This window comes from Stenotrophomonas sp. Iso1 (genome assembly GCF_027497995.1).
Taxonomy (GTDB): domain Bacteria; phylum Pseudomonadota; class Gammaproteobacteria; order Xanthomonadales; family Xanthomonadaceae; genus Stenotrophomonas.
In genome coordinates this window covers 1096572-1111417 of record NZ_JAODBT010000001.1, presented here as the reverse complement: position 1 = coordinate 1111417, position 14846 = coordinate 1096572, and the positions used below count along the sequence as shown (strand labels likewise).

Annotated in this window: 16 protein-coding genes, 1 tRNA gene and 1 other RNA gene; 7 read left to right on the top strand and 11 right to left on the bottom strand. The window is 62.6% G+C overall.

The genetic code is table 11. The annotated features are described in order from the left end of the window. Positions 1–36: 36 nt before the first annotated feature. Both PAN08_RS04725 and PAN08_RS04720 read right to left on the bottom strand, forming a co-directional pair. Complete coding sequence (locus PAN08_RS04725) at positions 37–1080, bottom strand: DUF1611 domain-containing protein (protein WP_269790341.1); 1044 nt, start codon at positions 1078–1080, stop codon at positions 37–39. A 180-nt stretch (positions 1081–1260) separates the two neighbouring features. Continuing rightward, a complete protein-coding gene (locus tag PAN08_RS04720) occupies positions 1261–2673 on the bottom strand; it encodes a peptide MFS transporter (protein WP_269790340.1) in 1413 nt (470 codons plus the stop codon). 294 nt (positions 2674–2967) lie between these two features. Between PAN08_RS04720 and PAN08_RS04715 the strand changes: the two genes are divergently transcribed. From PAN08_RS04715 to PAN08_RS04705, 3 genes are all read left to right on the top strand, one after another. Beyond that, positions 2968–3666: an XRE family transcriptional regulator gene (locus tag PAN08_RS04715; RefSeq protein ID WP_269790339.1), complete on the top strand. Its 699-nt coding sequence runs from the start codon at positions 2968–2970 to the stop codon at positions 3664–3666. A 204-nt stretch (positions 3667–3870) separates the two neighbouring features. Then, positions 3871–6222 (top strand): GH92 family glycosyl hydrolase, encoded by a 2352-nt coding sequence (locus PAN08_RS04710; RefSeq protein WP_269790338.1) that lies wholly within the window; start codon positions 3871–3873, stop codon positions 6220–6222. 45 nt (positions 6223–6267) lie between these two features. Beyond that, the gene (locus PAN08_RS04705) at positions 6268–6765 is read left to right on the top strand and encodes a GNAT family N-acetyltransferase (RefSeq protein ID WP_269790337.1); all 498 of its coding nucleotides are present in this window, start codon (positions 6268–6270) and stop codon (positions 6763–6765) included. On the opposite strand, the gene sugE is transcribed toward PAN08_RS04705, so the two are convergent. Next, positions 6728–7045: a quaternary ammonium compound efflux SMR transporter SugE gene (gene sugE / locus PAN08_RS04700; protein WP_269790336.1), complete on the bottom strand. Its 318-nt coding sequence runs from the start codon at positions 7043–7045 to the stop codon at positions 6728–6730. The two genes, PAN08_RS04705 and sugE, sit on opposite strands and share 38 nt — an antisense overlap. Before the next feature lie 312 nt (positions 7046–7357). Between sugE and ffs the strand changes: the two genes are divergently transcribed. Further along, positions 7358–7454, top strand: an RNA gene (gene ffs, locus PAN08_RS04695) — signal recognition particle sRNA small type. A gap of 152 nt (positions 7455–7606) precedes the next feature. Here ffs and PAN08_RS04690 read toward each other — a convergent pair. The 3 genes from PAN08_RS04690 to PAN08_RS04680 are packed head-to-tail and all read right to left on the bottom strand — an operon-like array spanning position 7607 to position 9380. Then, positions 7607–7864, bottom strand: a complete 258-nt coding sequence (locus PAN08_RS04690; protein ID WP_332840088.1) for a DUF4440 domain-containing protein — start codon at positions 7862–7864, stop codon at positions 7607–7609. Beyond that, entirely contained in the window at positions 7864–8631 is a 768-nt protein-coding gene (locus PAN08_RS04685) for an MBL fold metallo-hydrolase (RefSeq protein ID WP_269790335.1), read from the bottom strand. Before PAN08_RS04685 ends, PAN08_RS04690 begins: the two co-directional genes overlap by 1 nt. Then, positions 8631–9380, bottom strand: coding sequence for a 3-deoxy-D-manno-octulosonic acid kinase (locus PAN08_RS04680; protein WP_269790334.1), 750 nt, complete (start codon positions 9378–9380; stop codon positions 8631–8633). Before PAN08_RS04680 ends, PAN08_RS04685 begins: the two co-directional genes overlap by 1 nt. A 21-nt stretch (positions 9381–9401) precedes the next feature. Here PAN08_RS04680 and PAN08_RS04675 point away from each other — a divergent pair, with 21 nt between their 5' ends. Continuing rightward, on the top strand, positions 9402–10448 hold the full coding sequence (locus tag PAN08_RS04675) for a glycosyltransferase family 9 protein (protein WP_269790333.1): 1047 nt from the start codon (positions 9402–9404) through the stop codon (positions 10446–10448). 71 nt (positions 10449–10519) lie between these two features. Here the strand turns inward: PAN08_RS04675 and PAN08_RS04670 are convergent, their stop codons facing one another. Both PAN08_RS04670 and PAN08_RS04665 read right to left on the bottom strand, forming a co-directional pair. Then, positions 10520–10918: a DUF6165 family protein gene (locus PAN08_RS04670; protein ID WP_269790332.1), complete on the bottom strand. Its 399-nt coding sequence runs from the start codon at positions 10916–10918 to the stop codon at positions 10520–10522. Between the two features lie 151 nt (positions 10919–11069). Beyond that, positions 11070–11160 (bottom strand) — tRNA-Ser (locus tag PAN08_RS04665). Positions 11161–11360: 200 nt separating this feature from the next. On the opposite strand from PAN08_RS04665, the gene PAN08_RS04660 reads away from it, so the two are divergent. Then, on the top strand, positions 11361–12065 hold the full coding sequence (locus tag PAN08_RS04660; RefSeq protein ID WP_269790331.1) for a PP2C family serine/threonine-protein phosphatase: 705 nt from the start codon (positions 11361–11363) through the stop codon (positions 12063–12065). Positions 12066–12186: 121 nt separating this feature from the next. Here the strand turns inward: PAN08_RS04660 and dnaQ are convergent, their stop codons facing one another. The 3 genes from dnaQ to PAN08_RS04645 are packed head-to-tail and all read right to left on the bottom strand — an operon-like array spanning position 12187 to position 13955. Continuing rightward, positions 12187–12915 carry a DNA polymerase III subunit epsilon gene (gene dnaQ / locus PAN08_RS04655; protein WP_269790330.1) on the bottom strand — a complete coding sequence of 243 codons (729 nt, stop codon included), beginning with the start codon at positions 12913–12915 and terminating at the stop codon, positions 12187–12189. 8 nt (positions 12916–12923) lie between these two features. After that, the gene (rnhA, locus tag PAN08_RS04650; protein WP_269790329.1) at positions 12924–13376 is read right to left on the bottom strand and encodes a ribonuclease HI; all 453 of its coding nucleotides are present in this window, start codon (positions 13374–13376) and stop codon (positions 12924–12926) included. Between the two features lie 18 nt (positions 13377–13394). Beyond that, entirely contained in the window at positions 13395–13955 is a 561-nt protein-coding gene (locus PAN08_RS04645) for a class I SAM-dependent methyltransferase (RefSeq protein ID WP_269790328.1), read from the bottom strand. A 104-nt stretch (positions 13956–14059) separates the two neighbouring features. Here PAN08_RS04645 and gloB point away from each other — a divergent pair, with 104 nt between their 5' ends. Then, positions 14060–14824 carry a hydroxyacylglutathione hydrolase gene (gene gloB, locus PAN08_RS04640; RefSeq protein ID WP_269790327.1) on the top strand — a complete coding sequence of 255 codons (765 nt, stop codon included), beginning with the start codon at positions 14060–14062 and terminating at the stop codon, positions 14822–14824. The last annotated feature ends 22 nt before the right edge of the window (positions 14825–14846 follow it).

Genomic DNA, 14846 nt, shown 5'->3' with positions numbered 1-14846 from the left:
CCCTGAAAGACACAGTTGCCGGATCGACCGCTAACCTCATGCGAGACAGCTGTCGACCAAGCGCGCGAAGGCGTCACCGCCACGAATCGGATCGGCGACCGGCACACCCAGCCGCAGGCTTTCCTCGGCCATCAGCGCATGTGCCTGCGCCTCTTCCATATGAGAGGTATTGAACGAGATTCCGCCACAGCGGATCGCCGGCTGGGTGCGCCGTCCCATCCGCAAATTCAACTCGATGGTTTCTTCGACGCTGGGCAGCGCGAACGTCGGGTGGCCGAGCACCTTCTCGCGCCCCGGCTGATGGCAGACCACAATCACGTTGGGCTGGCTGCCATGCAGCAACGCCAGCGACACAGCGGCATAGGCGGGATGGGACAACGAGCCCTGCCCTTCAATCACATCCCAGTGGTCATCGGCGGCAGCGGGTGACAGCAGTTCGGCGGCACCGGCGGCAAAATCCGAAACCACCGCATCCATCGGGACACCTCGCCCGGCAAGCAAGATGCCGGTCTGCCCGCTGGCGCGAAAATCCGCATCAACACCGCGCTGCGTGAACGCCTTGGCAAGCGCCAGGGCTGCATATTTTTTCCCGAGTGCGCAGTCCGTGCCGACCGTCAACAGTCGCTTGCCACTACGGGGCAAGCCTGTTGCCAACGGAATCCCACGCGGCGGCTCGCGTACATCGATGAGGCTGCGCCCGAGGGTGGCAGCCGTCTCACGCAGGCGCTCAATCTCCCCCAGCCGCATATGCATGCCGCTGATGATGTCCAGGCCGGCTTCCATCGCCTCCAGTAGCGGGGCCATCCATGCGTCCGAAACGACACCACCAGCGTTGGCCACGCCGATGACCATCGAACGCGCACCTCGCGCCGCCGCTTCGGCAGGCGTCATCCGCGGCAGCCCAGCGCTTACCGTCGCACCATCGCAGGCGAACTCGCCGATGCAACGCTCAGGTGCCCAGTCGCGCAACCCAAATGCCGTCTTGCCGTAGCCCGGCTCGGTGATGTCACCCATGAACAACAGATAGGGTTCCGGCAGCGTCTTCAATGTCGAGAGGATAGGTAAGCGAGTCTGCGGCATGCGGTTTCTTCATCTGGATGGTGGAGCACTTGGCCGCTGCCGGGCAGTGGTGGGTGCAAAGGAAGTTGACGCTGGACCTGCCATGCCGCGGAGGAATCGGCAGTCCAACTGGCTGCTGATGCAGTCATGCAGACCGCAAAAACATCCTGATTAGGACTATTGATCCCAATTAGAGAATTGTCAACAGGGATGGTCCACCCGTCCTGCCTGCTGGCCCTCGCCCCTCTCGCTTACCGGTACTCCGGCAGCGGCTTCACCATTCGTCTGGGCCGACGTTGTTTCCGCTTTGCCTGCCGTCGTTAACGCCGAGACAGGCGAAGCAAAGCGCCCCGCCTCCACCCCGCGGACGGGGCGATCCAGCATCCACAAAACAGCGCCGGCCATTGCCGCCAGCCCGGACAACACCAGGAAGAATGCGGAATGGCTGATGTAGGACCAGAGCATGCCCACCGCCCCGGCCAACAGACTGCCGCTGAACACTGCCAAGAACCACGTCGCCACGGTTGTAGCCCCCAATCGCGGCGGTGCGAGACGCGCGAACAGGCCCAAGCCGGTCGGCAGAATGTACAACTCGCCCAACGTGAGTATTCCGAAGAACAGCAGCAGCCATGGCCAGGCAAGGCGGTCGCCACCGGCCCAGCCTTGCAACGTCGCAAGCAACAGGTACGCCAATGCAACAATTACCGCGCCAATCGCCATCTTGCGTGCCGGCGACGTCTCGTTGCCGGCATCTGCGCGGCGACGCCAATGCAACAGCAGCAGCGGCGTCATACTGATGACCAACAGTGGATTCAGCGACTGGAACCAAGTCATCGGAATGACGGCATTGCCCCAGCTCGTGTCCACACCTGCGTCGATCCACAGCGGCAACGTGTTGCCGATCTGCTCATAGGCGCCACGGAAAACCGTTACGGCCAGGCCGACGCCCAGTAGCAGCAGCCAGAGCGTTTTCTGGTCATCTACCCGCGTTCCCGCAATGGGCACGGCACTCCGGCTTGCACGGATCTCCGGCGGCAGATAGTTCCTGCCCAGCACGTAGATGACCAACCCGGCGAACATGCCAATGCCGGCTGCGCCGAAGCCGTAATGCCAGCCATAGAGTTCACCGAGCGTGCCGCAGACCAGCGGCGCCATGAATCCGCCGATGTTCAAGCCGACGTAATAGACGTTATAGGCGCGCCCGCGGCGAGGATCGTCAGCCCGGTAAAGGTCGTTGATCTGGCTGGGCAGACTGGGCAGAAACAGGCCATTGCCCAAGGCAATGGTGCCCAGCGCAACGAAGAACAGCGGCTCGAACGCCATCAGGAAATGGCCCAGCGCCATCACGCTGCCGCCGATGATCACCGCGTTGCGCTTGCCCAGCCAGCGATCGGCAATGGCGCCCCCAAGGATGGGGGTGAAGTAGGCCATTGCGGTGTAAGCGCCGTAGACGAAAGACGCTTTTTCCTGTGCGAACAGCAGCTGCTTGGTCATGTAATAGACCAGCAGAGTGCGCATGCCGTAGTAGGAAAACAGCTCCCACATATTGGTCAGGAACAGGATCGTCAGTCCGCGCGGCTGGCCAAACCACGTCTTTTCCGCGAGCGTGCTCACGGCCAATCCCCTGCGGCCAACGCACTACCTGATAACGAAAACGAAATAAGGCGCATCGCATGATCTTCTGAGGCGGAAGGCGGCACCGGCTGCAGGCGAACCCAAGCAGAAAGAGTGAACGCAATCCCAATGACGCCATACTGATCCTGATTAGAGAATTGTCAACATGCCAAAATTCACTCCCCCCGTCACAACAACGTCTATTTCCCTAAGGCCCTGCTAAGGCGATGATAGTGATCCTGATCAGGACCATCATCGGCTGATGCACGTATTTAACTGGGAAAGTAATCAGGTATGAAATCGCCCCCACCCACCATCGGCGAACTGCTGCGCTCGCTCCGTGCCCGCAAGGGCTGGACGCTCAAGCAGATGAGCGAACACTCAGGCATTCCGCTGTCCACGCTGTCCAAGGTGGAACATGACCGGCTGACGCTCACCTATGACAAGCTGCTGCAGCTCAGTCAGCGGCTGCAGATACGCATGTCAGAACTGTTTGCCGAGCAGGACACTACATCCGAGCCCCCGGTAACTGCGCGACGCAGCATCGGCCGCATTGAAGACGCGATCCGCGTCAATACGCCCAACTACGACTATTTCTATCTGTGTCACGAGTTGCGCCACAAGCGCATGATTCCAGTGCTTACGCGTGTGCGCGCCAAAACCATCGCGGAATTCGGCGAACTGGTCCACCACTCAGGCGAGGAATACATCCACGTCCTCGAAGGCCGCGCGGAAATCCATACCGAGTTCTATGACCCGATCATCCTGGAAGCCGGCCAAGCGGTGTACATCGATTCCAACATGGGACATGCCTACATCGCCGCAGAAGGTTGCGAAGAGGTTCTACTGCTGGGGGTGTGCTCCAGCTCGGATGACCAGCTGATGCAATCGCTGATGACCCTTCATATCGATGAAGCAGCTGCGCAGCATGCCCAGAAAAAGGCGAGCCTCGAAACACCACGGAAAGCCGCCTTGGCCTCAAAGAAGAAGTAATTGCTGTCGCGGCATCCATGCGCTTGATCAGCTCCTGCACTTGAAATGCTGTTGGTTCCCTCCAACTGACCGGCCTGCGCGCGCGGCTGCCGACACTGAAGCGTCTGCGCTGATTCGATTCCGCCAGAACTGGCTCGCCGCCTCAGACCTCACCCGTTTCTCCGTGCTAGCTTTCCCGCATTAGACCGATCTAAAAGGTGCGGGATGAAGCAACTTGGCGCGACCCTGTTGGTACTGGCAGCAACCGTAGCAACCTCTACCCTGGCGCCGCCTTCAGCGATGGCGGCCTCGCCCGCCGCCAAGGAAGCCGCCTACTCCACCGTTAATCCCTTTATCGGCACGGGTGGAGAAGGCCACACGTATCCCGGCGCTACCGTTCCTTACGGCATGGTCCAGCTGTCGCCTGATACCCGCATCCAATCACGCAAAGAGGGCTATGGCTGGGCGGCGGGCTATCGGCATGACGACAGCACCATCGTGGGTTTCTCGCATACGCATTTCTCTGGCACCGGTCATTCGGACCTGGGCGATCTGCTGCTGATGCCGACCACCGGTGAACTGAAGCTGGAGCGCGGCAATCCAGACCAGCCATTGAGCGGTTACACCTCTCGCTTCAGCCACGCCAGCGAGACCGCACAGCCGAGCTATTACGCCGTCACGCTGGATGACTACAACGTGCGCGCGGAACTCACCGCGAGTGCGCGTGTTGGCATGCACCGCTATACGTTCCCCGCTGGAAAGCCCGCGCATGTGGTGCTGGACCTGCGCACCAGCATGTATGACTACCCGGGGAAAATTCTGTGGTCGCGCGTGCGGGTGCGCGCCGATGGCACAGTCACTGGTTTCCGCGAAACGCGCGGCTGGGCGCCCGGCCGCCAGCTGTATTTCGCCATGCGCTTTTCGCAGCCGCTCAGCGGCCATCAGCTGCACAACACCGAGCAGGACATCACTTATAAAGGCTTCCCGCCACCCGGCGAGAAGAACCCGGAACAGCGCGCGCAGATCGAAGGCCGTCAGCTCGTCGCCGCGTTCGACGTGGTGCCGGTTGCCGGCAAGCCGCTGCTGGTGAAAGTCGCCATTTCGCCGGTGAGCGAAGACAACGCCATCGCCAACCTGGATGCGGAAGCACCCGACTGGGATTTCGATGGCATGCGCAGCGCCGCGAAACAGCAGTGGAGTGAGGCGCTGGGCGCAGTAGATGCTCAAGGCAACGAGGCGCAACGCACCAGTTTCTACACCGCGCTGTATCACACGCTACTGGGGCCGACCTTGTTCATGGACAGCGATGGCCGTTATCGCGGCCCGGACAACGCCGTGCATCAAGCAAAGGGTTGGACCAACTATTCCACCTTCTCGCTGTGGGACACCTACCGCGCCCTGCATCCGTTGGCGACGCTGGTGCAGCCGCCGCAACGCACCAACGATTTCGTCAATTCACTGCTCGCATCACGTCGCGAAAGCGCGCATGGCGTGCTGCCGGTGTGGTCGTTTCATGGCCTGGAAACGTGGTGCATGATTGGCTACCACGCCGTGCCGGTAATCGCCGATGCCTACATGAAGGGCATTCGCGGTTACGACACCGACGAGGCCCTGCAGGCGATGGTGGCCAGCGCCAACTACGGCCCCTATGACGGCATCGCTCAGTATCGCGAGCTGGGTTATGTACCCATTGACGAAGAAGGCGAAGCGGCGAGCAAGACGCTCGAATACGCCTATGACGACTGGACCATCGCGCAGGTGGCACAGGCGATGGGCAAAACCGACATCGCCACCGAATTCACCAAACGCGCGGGCAACTGGAAACATGCGTTCGACCCGGCCACCGGCTTCATGCGTGCACGCAAGCGCGATGGCAGTTTCCGCGAACCTTTTGACCCCAGCGCCAGCGGCTACGGCAGTGACTACACCGAAGGCAATGCGTGGCAGTACTCGTGGTACGTGCCGCAGGATGTTGCCGGTCTTGCCGCAGCGCACGGTGGCAACGACAAGCTGATGGCGCGGCTGGATGCGGTGTTCGAGGCCAACGTGGATCCGTCGATCTTCGCGCACATGGAAGACATCACCGGCCTGATCGGTTGGTACGCGCACGGCAACGAACCCAGCCATCACGTCGCCTATCTGTACGCACACGCCGGGCAACCGTGGCGCACGCAGGCACGGCTGAAGCAGATCATGGACACGCAGTACGCCGCGCGCATCGACGGCTTGGCGGGCAACGATGACCTCGGGCAGATGTCAGCCTGGTATGTATTCACCGCACTGGGCTTCTACCCGGTCACACCGGGCAGCAACCAATACATCATCGGCCGCCCATTCCTACCGCGTGCCACGCTGAACTTGCCCAACGGCAAGCGCTTCAGCATCGTCGCGAACGGGCTGGATGACACGCATGCCTATGTGGGCAGCGTCACCCTCAACGGCAAGCCGCTGGACCGCGCCTACCTGACGCACGAAGAAATTCTTGCCGGCGGCGAACTGCAGTTCACCATGCAGGCCCAACCCAACCGGGAATGGGCGACGGATGCGGCGAAGCTGCCGTATTCCATGTCGCGATAACACCGCATTTCAGTGCGTCCCGCGTCATGCGCTACATTCACGCGCATGACGCCACGCCCTTATCGCCCCGCGAATGCTGCTGGCTGCTTGTCGGTGTTCGACAGCAATGTGCCGGCTTACTTTGCGAACAGTGAGCGCGCGGACTTCCAGCGGTTCCTCGGCGACCAAGCCATGCAATGCGCGTACCTGGTCATCGAAGCGCACGGACAGATACTGGCCTGCGGCGGTCTTTCCATCGATGACTCTGGCGTGGCCGGATTTTGTTGGGGAATGGTGCTGCGCAGTCATCATCGCCAGGGACTGGGCCGGCAACTTGCCAACGCCCGCCTGCAACTGGCCTTTCAACATCCCGGCATCCAACGCATCACGCTGAGCACCAGCCAGCACACCCGGGCCTTTTACGAAGGCCTGGGGTTTGCCGTGGCCCGGGTCGTGCCCAATGGACACGGCCCGGGTCTGGATGCGGTGGAAATGTGGTTGTCAGTGGACGACAACCGCGCCGCACTCAGCTGCTCGACAGCTTCATCAGCACCAGCCCACTAACGATCAGCACCGCAGCGCCGATACGCATCGCGCTGACATGCTCGCCCAGAAAGAAGATGCCGATCAGGAACGCGCCCACCGCGCCGATGCCGGTCCAGATGGTGTACGCGGTGCCCAGCGGCAGGGTGCGCATGGCCAAGGCCAGCAGCCAGAAACTGGCGATCATGCCGACGATGGTGACGATGCTGGGAACCAGCCGAGTGAAACCGTGGGACTGCTTCATCGCCAATGCCCAGACGATTTCCAGCAAACCCGCAACCAAAAGATAAATCCAAGCCATGAAAGCCTCCTTGAGGGGGCCAGGCCGTCCTGGATACGTTCCCGTGCTGGGGGAGGTCGTCCTCCGATGGGCCGGCATTCTAGCCAATAGAGCCGCCAATGGCCTGCCGCGGCCGTTGCCGGGTTACATACAGTTCAAGCCACGGATCTGGTCGTACGGCGCGCGCATACGCTACAATCGCCGCACACGACAGGATCTGCTCCAGTTTGTGTCCGGTCTGTGATCCACGGCGGCTGATGACCCCATCGCCCCTAGATTCCCCAGATTGCGAATGGCCGCGCATTGCGCGGCCAAACCGTCTCTATGGTGGCCCCGTCGGCCCCTCGCGACGCTAGGTCGAAAATCCCGCCAGGGCCGGAAGGCAGCAACGGTATCGATCGACGCGGGCGCCGAGGTCAGCCGGCGGGGCCACCGCCTTTTCGGCGATGCGCCCTGCTACGGCGCAGGCGTTGCCTGATGAAACAGCATGCGCCACCCCGTTGCCTGTTGCCGCCACAGCGAACTGCGTTCAGCCCAGTCGCCGGCCTGCCCCGCATCCCTGTAACGACTGCGATAGCGCACCTACGCCAGGCCTGCCGCCAACAACGTCACTACAAAACACTCAGCTTCAATATTGACGTCCGTCGCATCCTCCGGCAGATGCCGCAACATTTGCGCACGTGAGTAGCAACGCCCGGAACAGCCAATTTCACTGAATGCCTCATCCAGCAAGTTCGCCAAGCGCTGCACATCGCCGCGAACCGAAGGTGCATGCAGCATGCGCTCCAGTGCCACCAACTCCGCGGCCAATGCTGCGGATGTTGGCGGGCCAGACGCCATCAGGGCAGATCTTCCAGCGCCACCTGAGCGGCGGTGGGGGCAGCCAATGCCACGCATTCACCTGGCATCGCCACGCGATGGCCGCGTGCGCGCAACGCTTCGCCATCGGCAGCACTGGCGTAGTGGTAGAGCATCATCCGCGCTTGCGTAGCGGCGTCGTACTCACGTTCCAGGTCATCCACACCGGTATGCGACGGATTGCCGTGCAGGCCGCAATCGTGGGCGATCAGTTCGTTGTCATTGGCATGGAGCGCCAGCATTTCCGGGATGGGCCGGGTATCGCCGCTCCAGACCAGCGCGCCCTGCAGACGCAACCCATAGGCGGTCTCGGGCCAGTGGTGGCGCACCGGGAATACTTCCAGGCGTACGCCCTCGTGCCAGAACGCATCGCCCACGACGATCAACTGGAAGGCATCCCAGAAGTTGGCGCCACCTTCGGCCAGCACGTTCGGGTAATCGGCAACACGGCGGTGCAGCAGCGGTACCACCGGCGCTGGCACATACAGCCGCACCTTGCCGCGCCGCTGCCGGTTGAAATAAGCATCAACGAACAAACGTTCGAAGCCGGCCACGTGATCCAGGTGAACATGCGTGATGAACAACGCATCGGGCATCGCATCGTAATGGGCGCTATAGGCAGTCAACCCTTCGCCGCCGCAGTCGATCGTCAACCACGGCCGGCCATCGCGCTCGATCACCGACATCGGCGACCCCAACTCGACCGCCGAAGCATTGCCGACGCCCAGAAAACGCAACGCCCAATTCATTACGTGCCCCGGTTCCAAGCCAAGTCGTAGGCACGGCGCAACCGTGCGAAATCTTTCTCCACATCCTCGCGGCTGCGTTCACCACGCAACTTGAGCAGCGAGCGCAATAAGCGCTTGAGGTTGCTCTCACGCCAGCGGGTGGCAGGAATGCGCATCACGCCGCGATCGAAGTCGATCAACCAGCCATGGCCGGTGGCGTCAAACAGGATGTTGTGTGCATTGAGGTCGGCGTGATCCAGCCCGGCGCGATGGAAGCGGGCGATCAACCGGCCGGTTTCTTCCCACGGCGCACCTCGGCCCGTCACCAGCGCACGATCGGCCAGCGAACGTACGTTCTCCAGGCGCTCCATCAGGATCGCAGCGCGGTACGTCATGCCATCACGCATGTAGAACGCTGCCAACGGACGCGGCACCGGCAACTTATGCTCGATGAGTTTGCGCATGAGGCGGAACTCGGCAAAGCTGCGCGCGCGATCAGGGCCACGCCATAGGTAGCGGTCGCGACTGAGCTTGGCCGCAACGCCGCCGCGCAGATACTGCCGCAGCACACATTGGCCAAACGGCGCGTCGACGAACCAGGCACCACCACGGCCACCCTCACCCACCGGGCGCGCCTTGCCTTCCCACTGCGCGGGCGAGAACAGACCCGGGTCGGCTTGCCGCAAGCGCTGGCGGTCGAACAGAATGGCACCGTATCCACGACCTTCGCGGCACGGTGTCAGAGCTTCATTGGCGTCGAATGCGACCATTCTCAGCGAGTCTAACAACACATGCCTGCATCGTCCTCCCCGCTGTGCCTTCTGCGCCTCTCGGCGCTGGGGGATGTGACCCACGTCGTACCGTTGGTTCACACCCTGCAGCACGCTCGGCCGGGGCTTGAGCTGCATTGGGTGATCGACAAGGCCGGTCACAAACTGCTCGACGGCCTGCCCTGCGTCACCTTCCATATCTACGACAAGAAGACCGGGTTGGCCGGCATGCGCGCGCTGCGCGGCGAATTGCCCTCTGCCCCGTTTGAGGCACTGCTGCAGATGCAGGTGGCCTTCCGCGCCAATGTGCTGTCGGCCTTCATCCCGGCTCACCGCCGCATTGGCTACGACAAGGCGCGCTCGAAGGATCTGCATGGCCTCTTCATCAATGAACGCATCCCGGACCGGCCCGGCATCCATGTGCTTGATGCCATCGGCAGCTTCTGCGAGCCGCTGGGCATGACACAGACCGAGGTCCGCTGGAACCTCGCCACGCCGCCGGAAGCCCACGACTGGGCCGCTGCGCAATGGCAGGATGACGGTCGGCCCGTGTTGATGATCTCGCCCTGCTCCAGTCACCAACGCCGCAACTGGTATGCCGACCGCTATGCGGCATTGGCGGACCACGCCGCCGCGCAAGGCTGGCAGGTGGTGCTGTGTGGTGGCCGCAGCGAGCTGGAGCGCAATACCAGCGACGCCATCATCGCCGCGATGCAGCACCCGGTGCTCGACTTGGTCGGCAAGGACACGCTCAAGCAGTTGCCGGCGTTGCTGGCCCGCGCCGCCTTGCTGGTCACTCCCGATTCCGGGCCGATGCATATCGCCAACGCGGTGGGCACCAAGGTGCTGGGCCTGCATGCGGCCAGCAACCCGGAGCGCAGCGGCCCGTATTCGGATCGCCGCTACTGCGTGGACCGCTACGACGCCGCCGCACGCCGCTATCTAAACAAACCAGCCAGCCAGCTGAAATGGGGTACCAAGATCGAGTTCGACGATGTGATGTCGTTGATCACGGTGGACGACGGCATCGCTGCGTTCGAGCGCTATCGCGCCGATCACCCGCGCTGAGTCACATCCAGCTCAATGCAAAAGGCCACCCAACGGGTGGCCTTTCTGCAGCGTAGCCAGCATGCTCAGACTCAGCCGGCGCGGTAGTCCTGATAGGACTTCTCTTCCACGTAGCTGGAACCCAGCGCCAGGTTGATAGCCTTCTTGATGCGCGCGCGCTCATCATTCTGGATGTAGACGCTGCGCGCCAGCTGCACAAAAGCGTCGTCGAAGGCCTGCGCCTTCTCCTTCAGACGGATGTCATCCTCGATGTCCCACAACCGCTCGTTGACCGCCTTGAGGTCATCACGCAGCGTGCTGATGTCCTGCAACGCGGCCGGGTGCGCAGCCCAGGTGCGATCCAGCGCCGACAGCTCGTTGCGCACGTTGGCCAGCTTGGCCGCATCGCTCATGCGCTCGGATTTGATCTGCAGGATCGAGATCTTGTCGAGCAGCTCGCCAAAGGAAACGGGGACAAGAATTTCGGACATGGGGCGCACCTGAGTAACGTGGCGCACAGTTTAGCCGCTGGGGACGACGCAAAGCGCCTGAACGAAAGCCGCGCAGCAACGCCAAAGCGGCAATCGGCACCTGGAACGGCAGAATGAAAAAGGCCGCCCGAAGGCGGCCTTTTTCATAATCTGGCGGAGAGGGGGGGATTCGAACCCCCGAGGCGCTATAAACGCCTGCCTGATTTCGAGTCAGGTACATTCAACCGCTCTGCCACCTCTCCAGATGGTCCCGGCGAACCGGGGTGCGAATGATAAGGGGCATTGGCAATGCCGACAAGGGCTTTTTCACCGTCACGCTCCCCGGCGCCCTGACGTGCATCCTTTCCAGAAGCAGGTGCGGCCCGAGCAGCGCTTGCCGTGCACGTCCATGAACGCGATGATGCATTGCCATCCCGCCGAACCCTGGCCCATCTGGGCATTCATGATCGAATTCGGACACCTCAGCCACGTCGGCCTGCGTCGCCAGCTCAATGAAGACACCTACTACGGTGACGGTGAGTTGGGCTTGTGGTTGGTTGCAGACGGCATGGGCGGACATGCCTGCGGCGAAGTTGCTAGCGCATTGGCGCGGGAAACCATCGTCCGCGAGATCCGCAACGGCACCGCACTGGTGCAGGCTATCCGCATCGCCGACGAAGAAATCATCCGCACCTCGCGCCGGCGTAACGACAGCCTGCCAATGGGCACCACCGTGGTCGCCGCACGCGTCCAGGGCAACCGTTTTGAAGTGGCATGGGTTGGCGATAGTCGCGCTTACCTGTGGCGCGATGGCAAGCTGGCCCAGCTCAGCCAGGACCACAGCTACGTGCAGGAACTGATCGCACAAGGCAGCCTCACCGCCGAGCAGGCTCGCGCCCATCCGCACCGCAATGTCGTCACCCAGGCGCTAGGCGTCACCGACCCCGCGCACCTCAACGTGGCCACAATGACCGGCGAACTACGCCCGGGCATGCAGCTGTTGTTGTGCAGTGACGGCCTGACCGAAGAAGTTGACGACAGCAGTCTTTCCGAGGCGCTGGCCCATGCCGACTGCAGCGCGCAGGAGTGCGTGGATGCACTGGTGGCGGCCGCGCTCGATGGCGGCGGTTCCGACAACGTCACCGTGGTGCTGGTCCGCTGCCACTGACGGCACTGCAGATGGCCGTTGATTGCAGGAGCGCCGTTGGGCGCGAAAACACTGACACGCCCACCGTCACGAGCTTCGTGGCCAAGCCCGCCCCAACGCCAACCGGCGCACCGAACATCATTCACGCCGTCTCGGACGGCTCCGGTGCGCGCTCGCCGTCCCACCAAGCGTGACCGCTCTTCTTGCGCAGCTTGGCCAATCGGGCCTCATGCGCTTCCTGCTCCGATGCGGTAACCACCACACGCGGCCGCGGCAACAGCACCGACGCATCAAACGCCTGTGCATTACCGGCGGCATGGGTCGAGTTCGACTCTGGCTGACCAAAGCCGATCTCCTCCTGCCCGGAGGTCAAGGCGATATAGACGTCGGCCAGAATCTGCGCATCGAGCAGGCCGCCATGCAGTTGCCGATGCGAGTTGTCCACGCCCAGACGCCGGCACAACGCATCCAGTGAATTGCGCTGGCTTGGGAAACGCTCGCGCGCCATCGCCAGGGTGTCGGTCACTGTCACCCGCTCGGCCAAGCGGCTCCTGCCCAGCAGCGACATCTCGTTTTCGAGGAAGCCCATGTCAAACGAGGCGTTGTGGATGATCAGCTCGGCGCCGTCCACATAGGCCAGGAATTCTTCGACCACTTCTTCAAAGCGCGGCTTGTCGGCGAGGAAATCCAGGGTCAGCCCGGTGACTTCCTGCGCGCCGGGTTCAAACTCGCAATCCGGCTTGAGATAGCGGTGAAAATTGTTGCCACTGGGGCGACGTTCAAGCAGTTCAACGCAGCCGATTTCGACCACGCGGTTGCCCTTCTTCCACTCCAGCCCGGTGGTTTCGGTATCAAGGACGATCTGGCGCATGGCTTACCTCAGTTGCTTGCGGCGCCTTCGCGCGCGCGGATTGCTGCATCACGGGCCAATTGGTCCACCCGCTCGTTGTCCGGATTGCCGGCATGGCCCTTCACCCAGCGCCAGTCGATCGTATGACGCAGGGTCGCCGCATGCAGGCGCTCCCACAGGTCACGATTCTTGACCGGGTCACCGCCAGACGTCTTCCAGTTACGTCGCACCCAGCCCGGCATCCATTCGGTGATGCCCTGACGCACATATTGCGAATCGGTGGATAGCACGATGTCGCACGGCTCACTGAGCGTTTCCAGGCCCGCGATGGCCGCCATCAGCTCCATGCGGTTGTTGGTGGTGTGCTCTTCACCGCCGGTGACCTCGCGCTCGTGCCCTTTGTAGCGCAGCAACGCTGCCCAGCCGCCAGGCCCCGGATTGCCGAGGCAGGCGCCGTCGGTATGTACTTCAATTGACTTCATGCTGTTCCGTTTGCTGATTCAGGTCGCCATCGGCCGGCGCCAGCCCACTTGGCTGGCTTTCATCGGCCCGATGAGCGCCTCGGTTCTCTTTTCTGCTTCCAGCACGCATAACGCGCGCAATGCCGGCAAGCTCGTCCCCACCGCCGTACTTGTCTGGCTCCATAACGGCCCGTGGTGGCCAATGGACTGGCAACGCAGCCCCTGCCGCTTCATCAGCACGCGGGTACGCGCCACCGAAGCCGGCTGTGCACCCTGCCACTGCCAATGCGCCCGGTACGGGCTGTAGCGGTTGAGCACGGTCATCCACAAACGCCCTCCCGGCATCAGCACACGCGCGCACTCGGCCAGCAACGTGTCCAGATCAGCGGGCGCGGCATGTTGAATGACGATGGCGTTGACCGCCTCGGCCGGCAGCGGCAGTGCCAGCCCGCAACGCAACTCGCCCTGCCAGCCACTTCCCTGCACGCTCCGGTGCAGGCGTATGCCACGCCCCGCCGGTGGCGCCTCGGGTGACCATCCCGCGCTGGGTGCCAGCCAAAGCCAAGGCTGGGCAGGCACGCTGCGCAATCGCCCCAGCAAGTACTGGTGCTCCCAATCTCGGATCGCCCGCGCAGCAACCATCTCAAACCATGGAGAGACTGACGCTTGACGGGGGGACGGGGCGGCAGGCATTTTCCAATTCTATGCGACTGACCGCCCTGCCTGCATTCCAGGACAATTACATCTGGGCGCTGCAAACGCCCGATGAGCGCACGATATTCGTCGATCCGGGCCAAGCCGGGCCGGTATTGGAAGCCGCTGCCCAAGGCATGCAGCCCGCCGCCGTGCTACTCACCCACCACCATGACGACCACATTGGCGGCGTGGCCGAGCTGCGTCAGCGCTGGCCACGGCTGCGGGTGTTCGCACCGGTGGATGAACGGATCGCTTTGGATTGTGAACGGGTGTCCGATGGCGACCGGGTACAATCCTCCGGCTTCGACTTTTCAGTGATGGCGGTTCCCGGCCACACCCGGAGCCACATTGCCTACCTTGGCCACGACCATTTGTTCTGTGGCGACATGCTGTTCAGCCTGGGCTGTGGACGCATGTTTGAAGGTACGCCCGCCCAGATGCTGGCTTCGCTCAAGCGAATGGCCGCTCTGCCCCCACAGACATTGGTCTGCTGCGGGCACGAATACACGCTGGCCAATGCCGTGTTCGCGCGGCATGTCGATCCCACCAACGCGGCATTGCAACGCCGCCAGAAGGAAGTTCAGGACATGCGCAGCCGTTCTCGTCCCACTGTTCCCGCTGTATTGGCCAGTGAACTGCAATGCAACCCATTCCTGCGTACCGCTGATGCTCATATCCGCGACGCGGTCGCCACGCGGCTTGGGCATGCGCCCGCCGACGAGGTGGAAGTCTTCGCCGAATTGCGGCGATGGAAAGACGGTTTCCGCGCGTGAGGCGGGCCAATCTCTGCCTGGC

What these genes read in the sequence shown, in the direction of transcription:
- dnaQ (WP_269790330.1), bottom strand. Translation starts at nt 12,915, where the DNA reads ATGCGCCAGATCGTCCTTGATACCGAAACCACCGGGCTGGAGTGGAAG.
- sugE (WP_269790336.1), bottom strand. Translation starts at nt 7,045, where the DNA reads ATGGCTTGGATTTATCTTTTGGTTGCGGGTTTGCTGGAAATCGTCTGG.
- rnhA (WP_269790329.1), bottom strand. Translation starts at nt 13,376, where the DNA reads ATGAAGTCAATTGAAGTACATACCGACGGCGCCTGCCTCGGCAATCCG.
- PAN08_RS04670 (WP_269790332.1), bottom strand. Translation starts at nt 10,918, where the DNA reads ATGTCCGAAATTCTTGTCCCCGTTTCCTTTGGCGAGCTGCTCGACAAG.
- PAN08_RS04675 (WP_269790333.1), top strand. Translation starts at nt 9,402, where the DNA reads ATGCCTGCATCGTCCTCCCCGCTGTGCCTTCTGCGCCTCTCGGCGCTG.
- PAN08_RS04725 (WP_269790341.1), bottom strand. Translation starts at nt 1,080, where the DNA reads ATGCCGCAGACTCGCTTACCTATCCTCTCGACATTGAAGACGCTGCCG.
- PAN08_RS04660 (WP_269790331.1), top strand. Translation starts at nt 11,361, where the DNA reads ATGATCGAATTCGGACACCTCAGCCACGTCGGCCTGCGTCGCCAGCTC.
- PAN08_RS04685 (WP_269790335.1), bottom strand. Translation starts at nt 8,631, where the DNA reads ATGAATTGGGCGTTGCGTTTTCTGGGCGTCGGCAATGCTTCGGCGGTC.
- PAN08_RS04710 (WP_269790338.1), top strand. Translation starts at nt 3,871, where the DNA reads ATGAAGCAACTTGGCGCGACCCTGTTGGTACTGGCAGCAACCGTAGCA.
- PAN08_RS04705 (WP_269790337.1), top strand. Translation starts at nt 6,268, where the DNA reads ATGACGCCACGCCCTTATCGCCCCGCGAATGCTGCTGGCTGCTTGTCG.
- PAN08_RS04680 (WP_269790334.1), bottom strand. Translation starts at nt 9,380, where the DNA reads ATGGTCGCATTCGACGCCAATGAAGCTCTGACACCGTGCCGCGAAGGT.
- PAN08_RS04715 (WP_269790339.1), top strand. Translation starts at nt 2,968, where the DNA reads ATGAAATCGCCCCCACCCACCATCGGCGAACTGCTGCGCTCGCTCCGT.
- gloB (WP_269790327.1), top strand. Translation starts at nt 14,060, where the DNA reads ATGCGACTGACCGCCCTGCCTGCATTCCAGGACAATTACATCTGGGCG.
- PAN08_RS04690 (WP_332840088.1), bottom strand. Translation starts at nt 7,864, where the DNA reads ATGGCGTCTGGCCCGCCAACATCCGCAGCATTGGCCGCGGAGTTGGTG.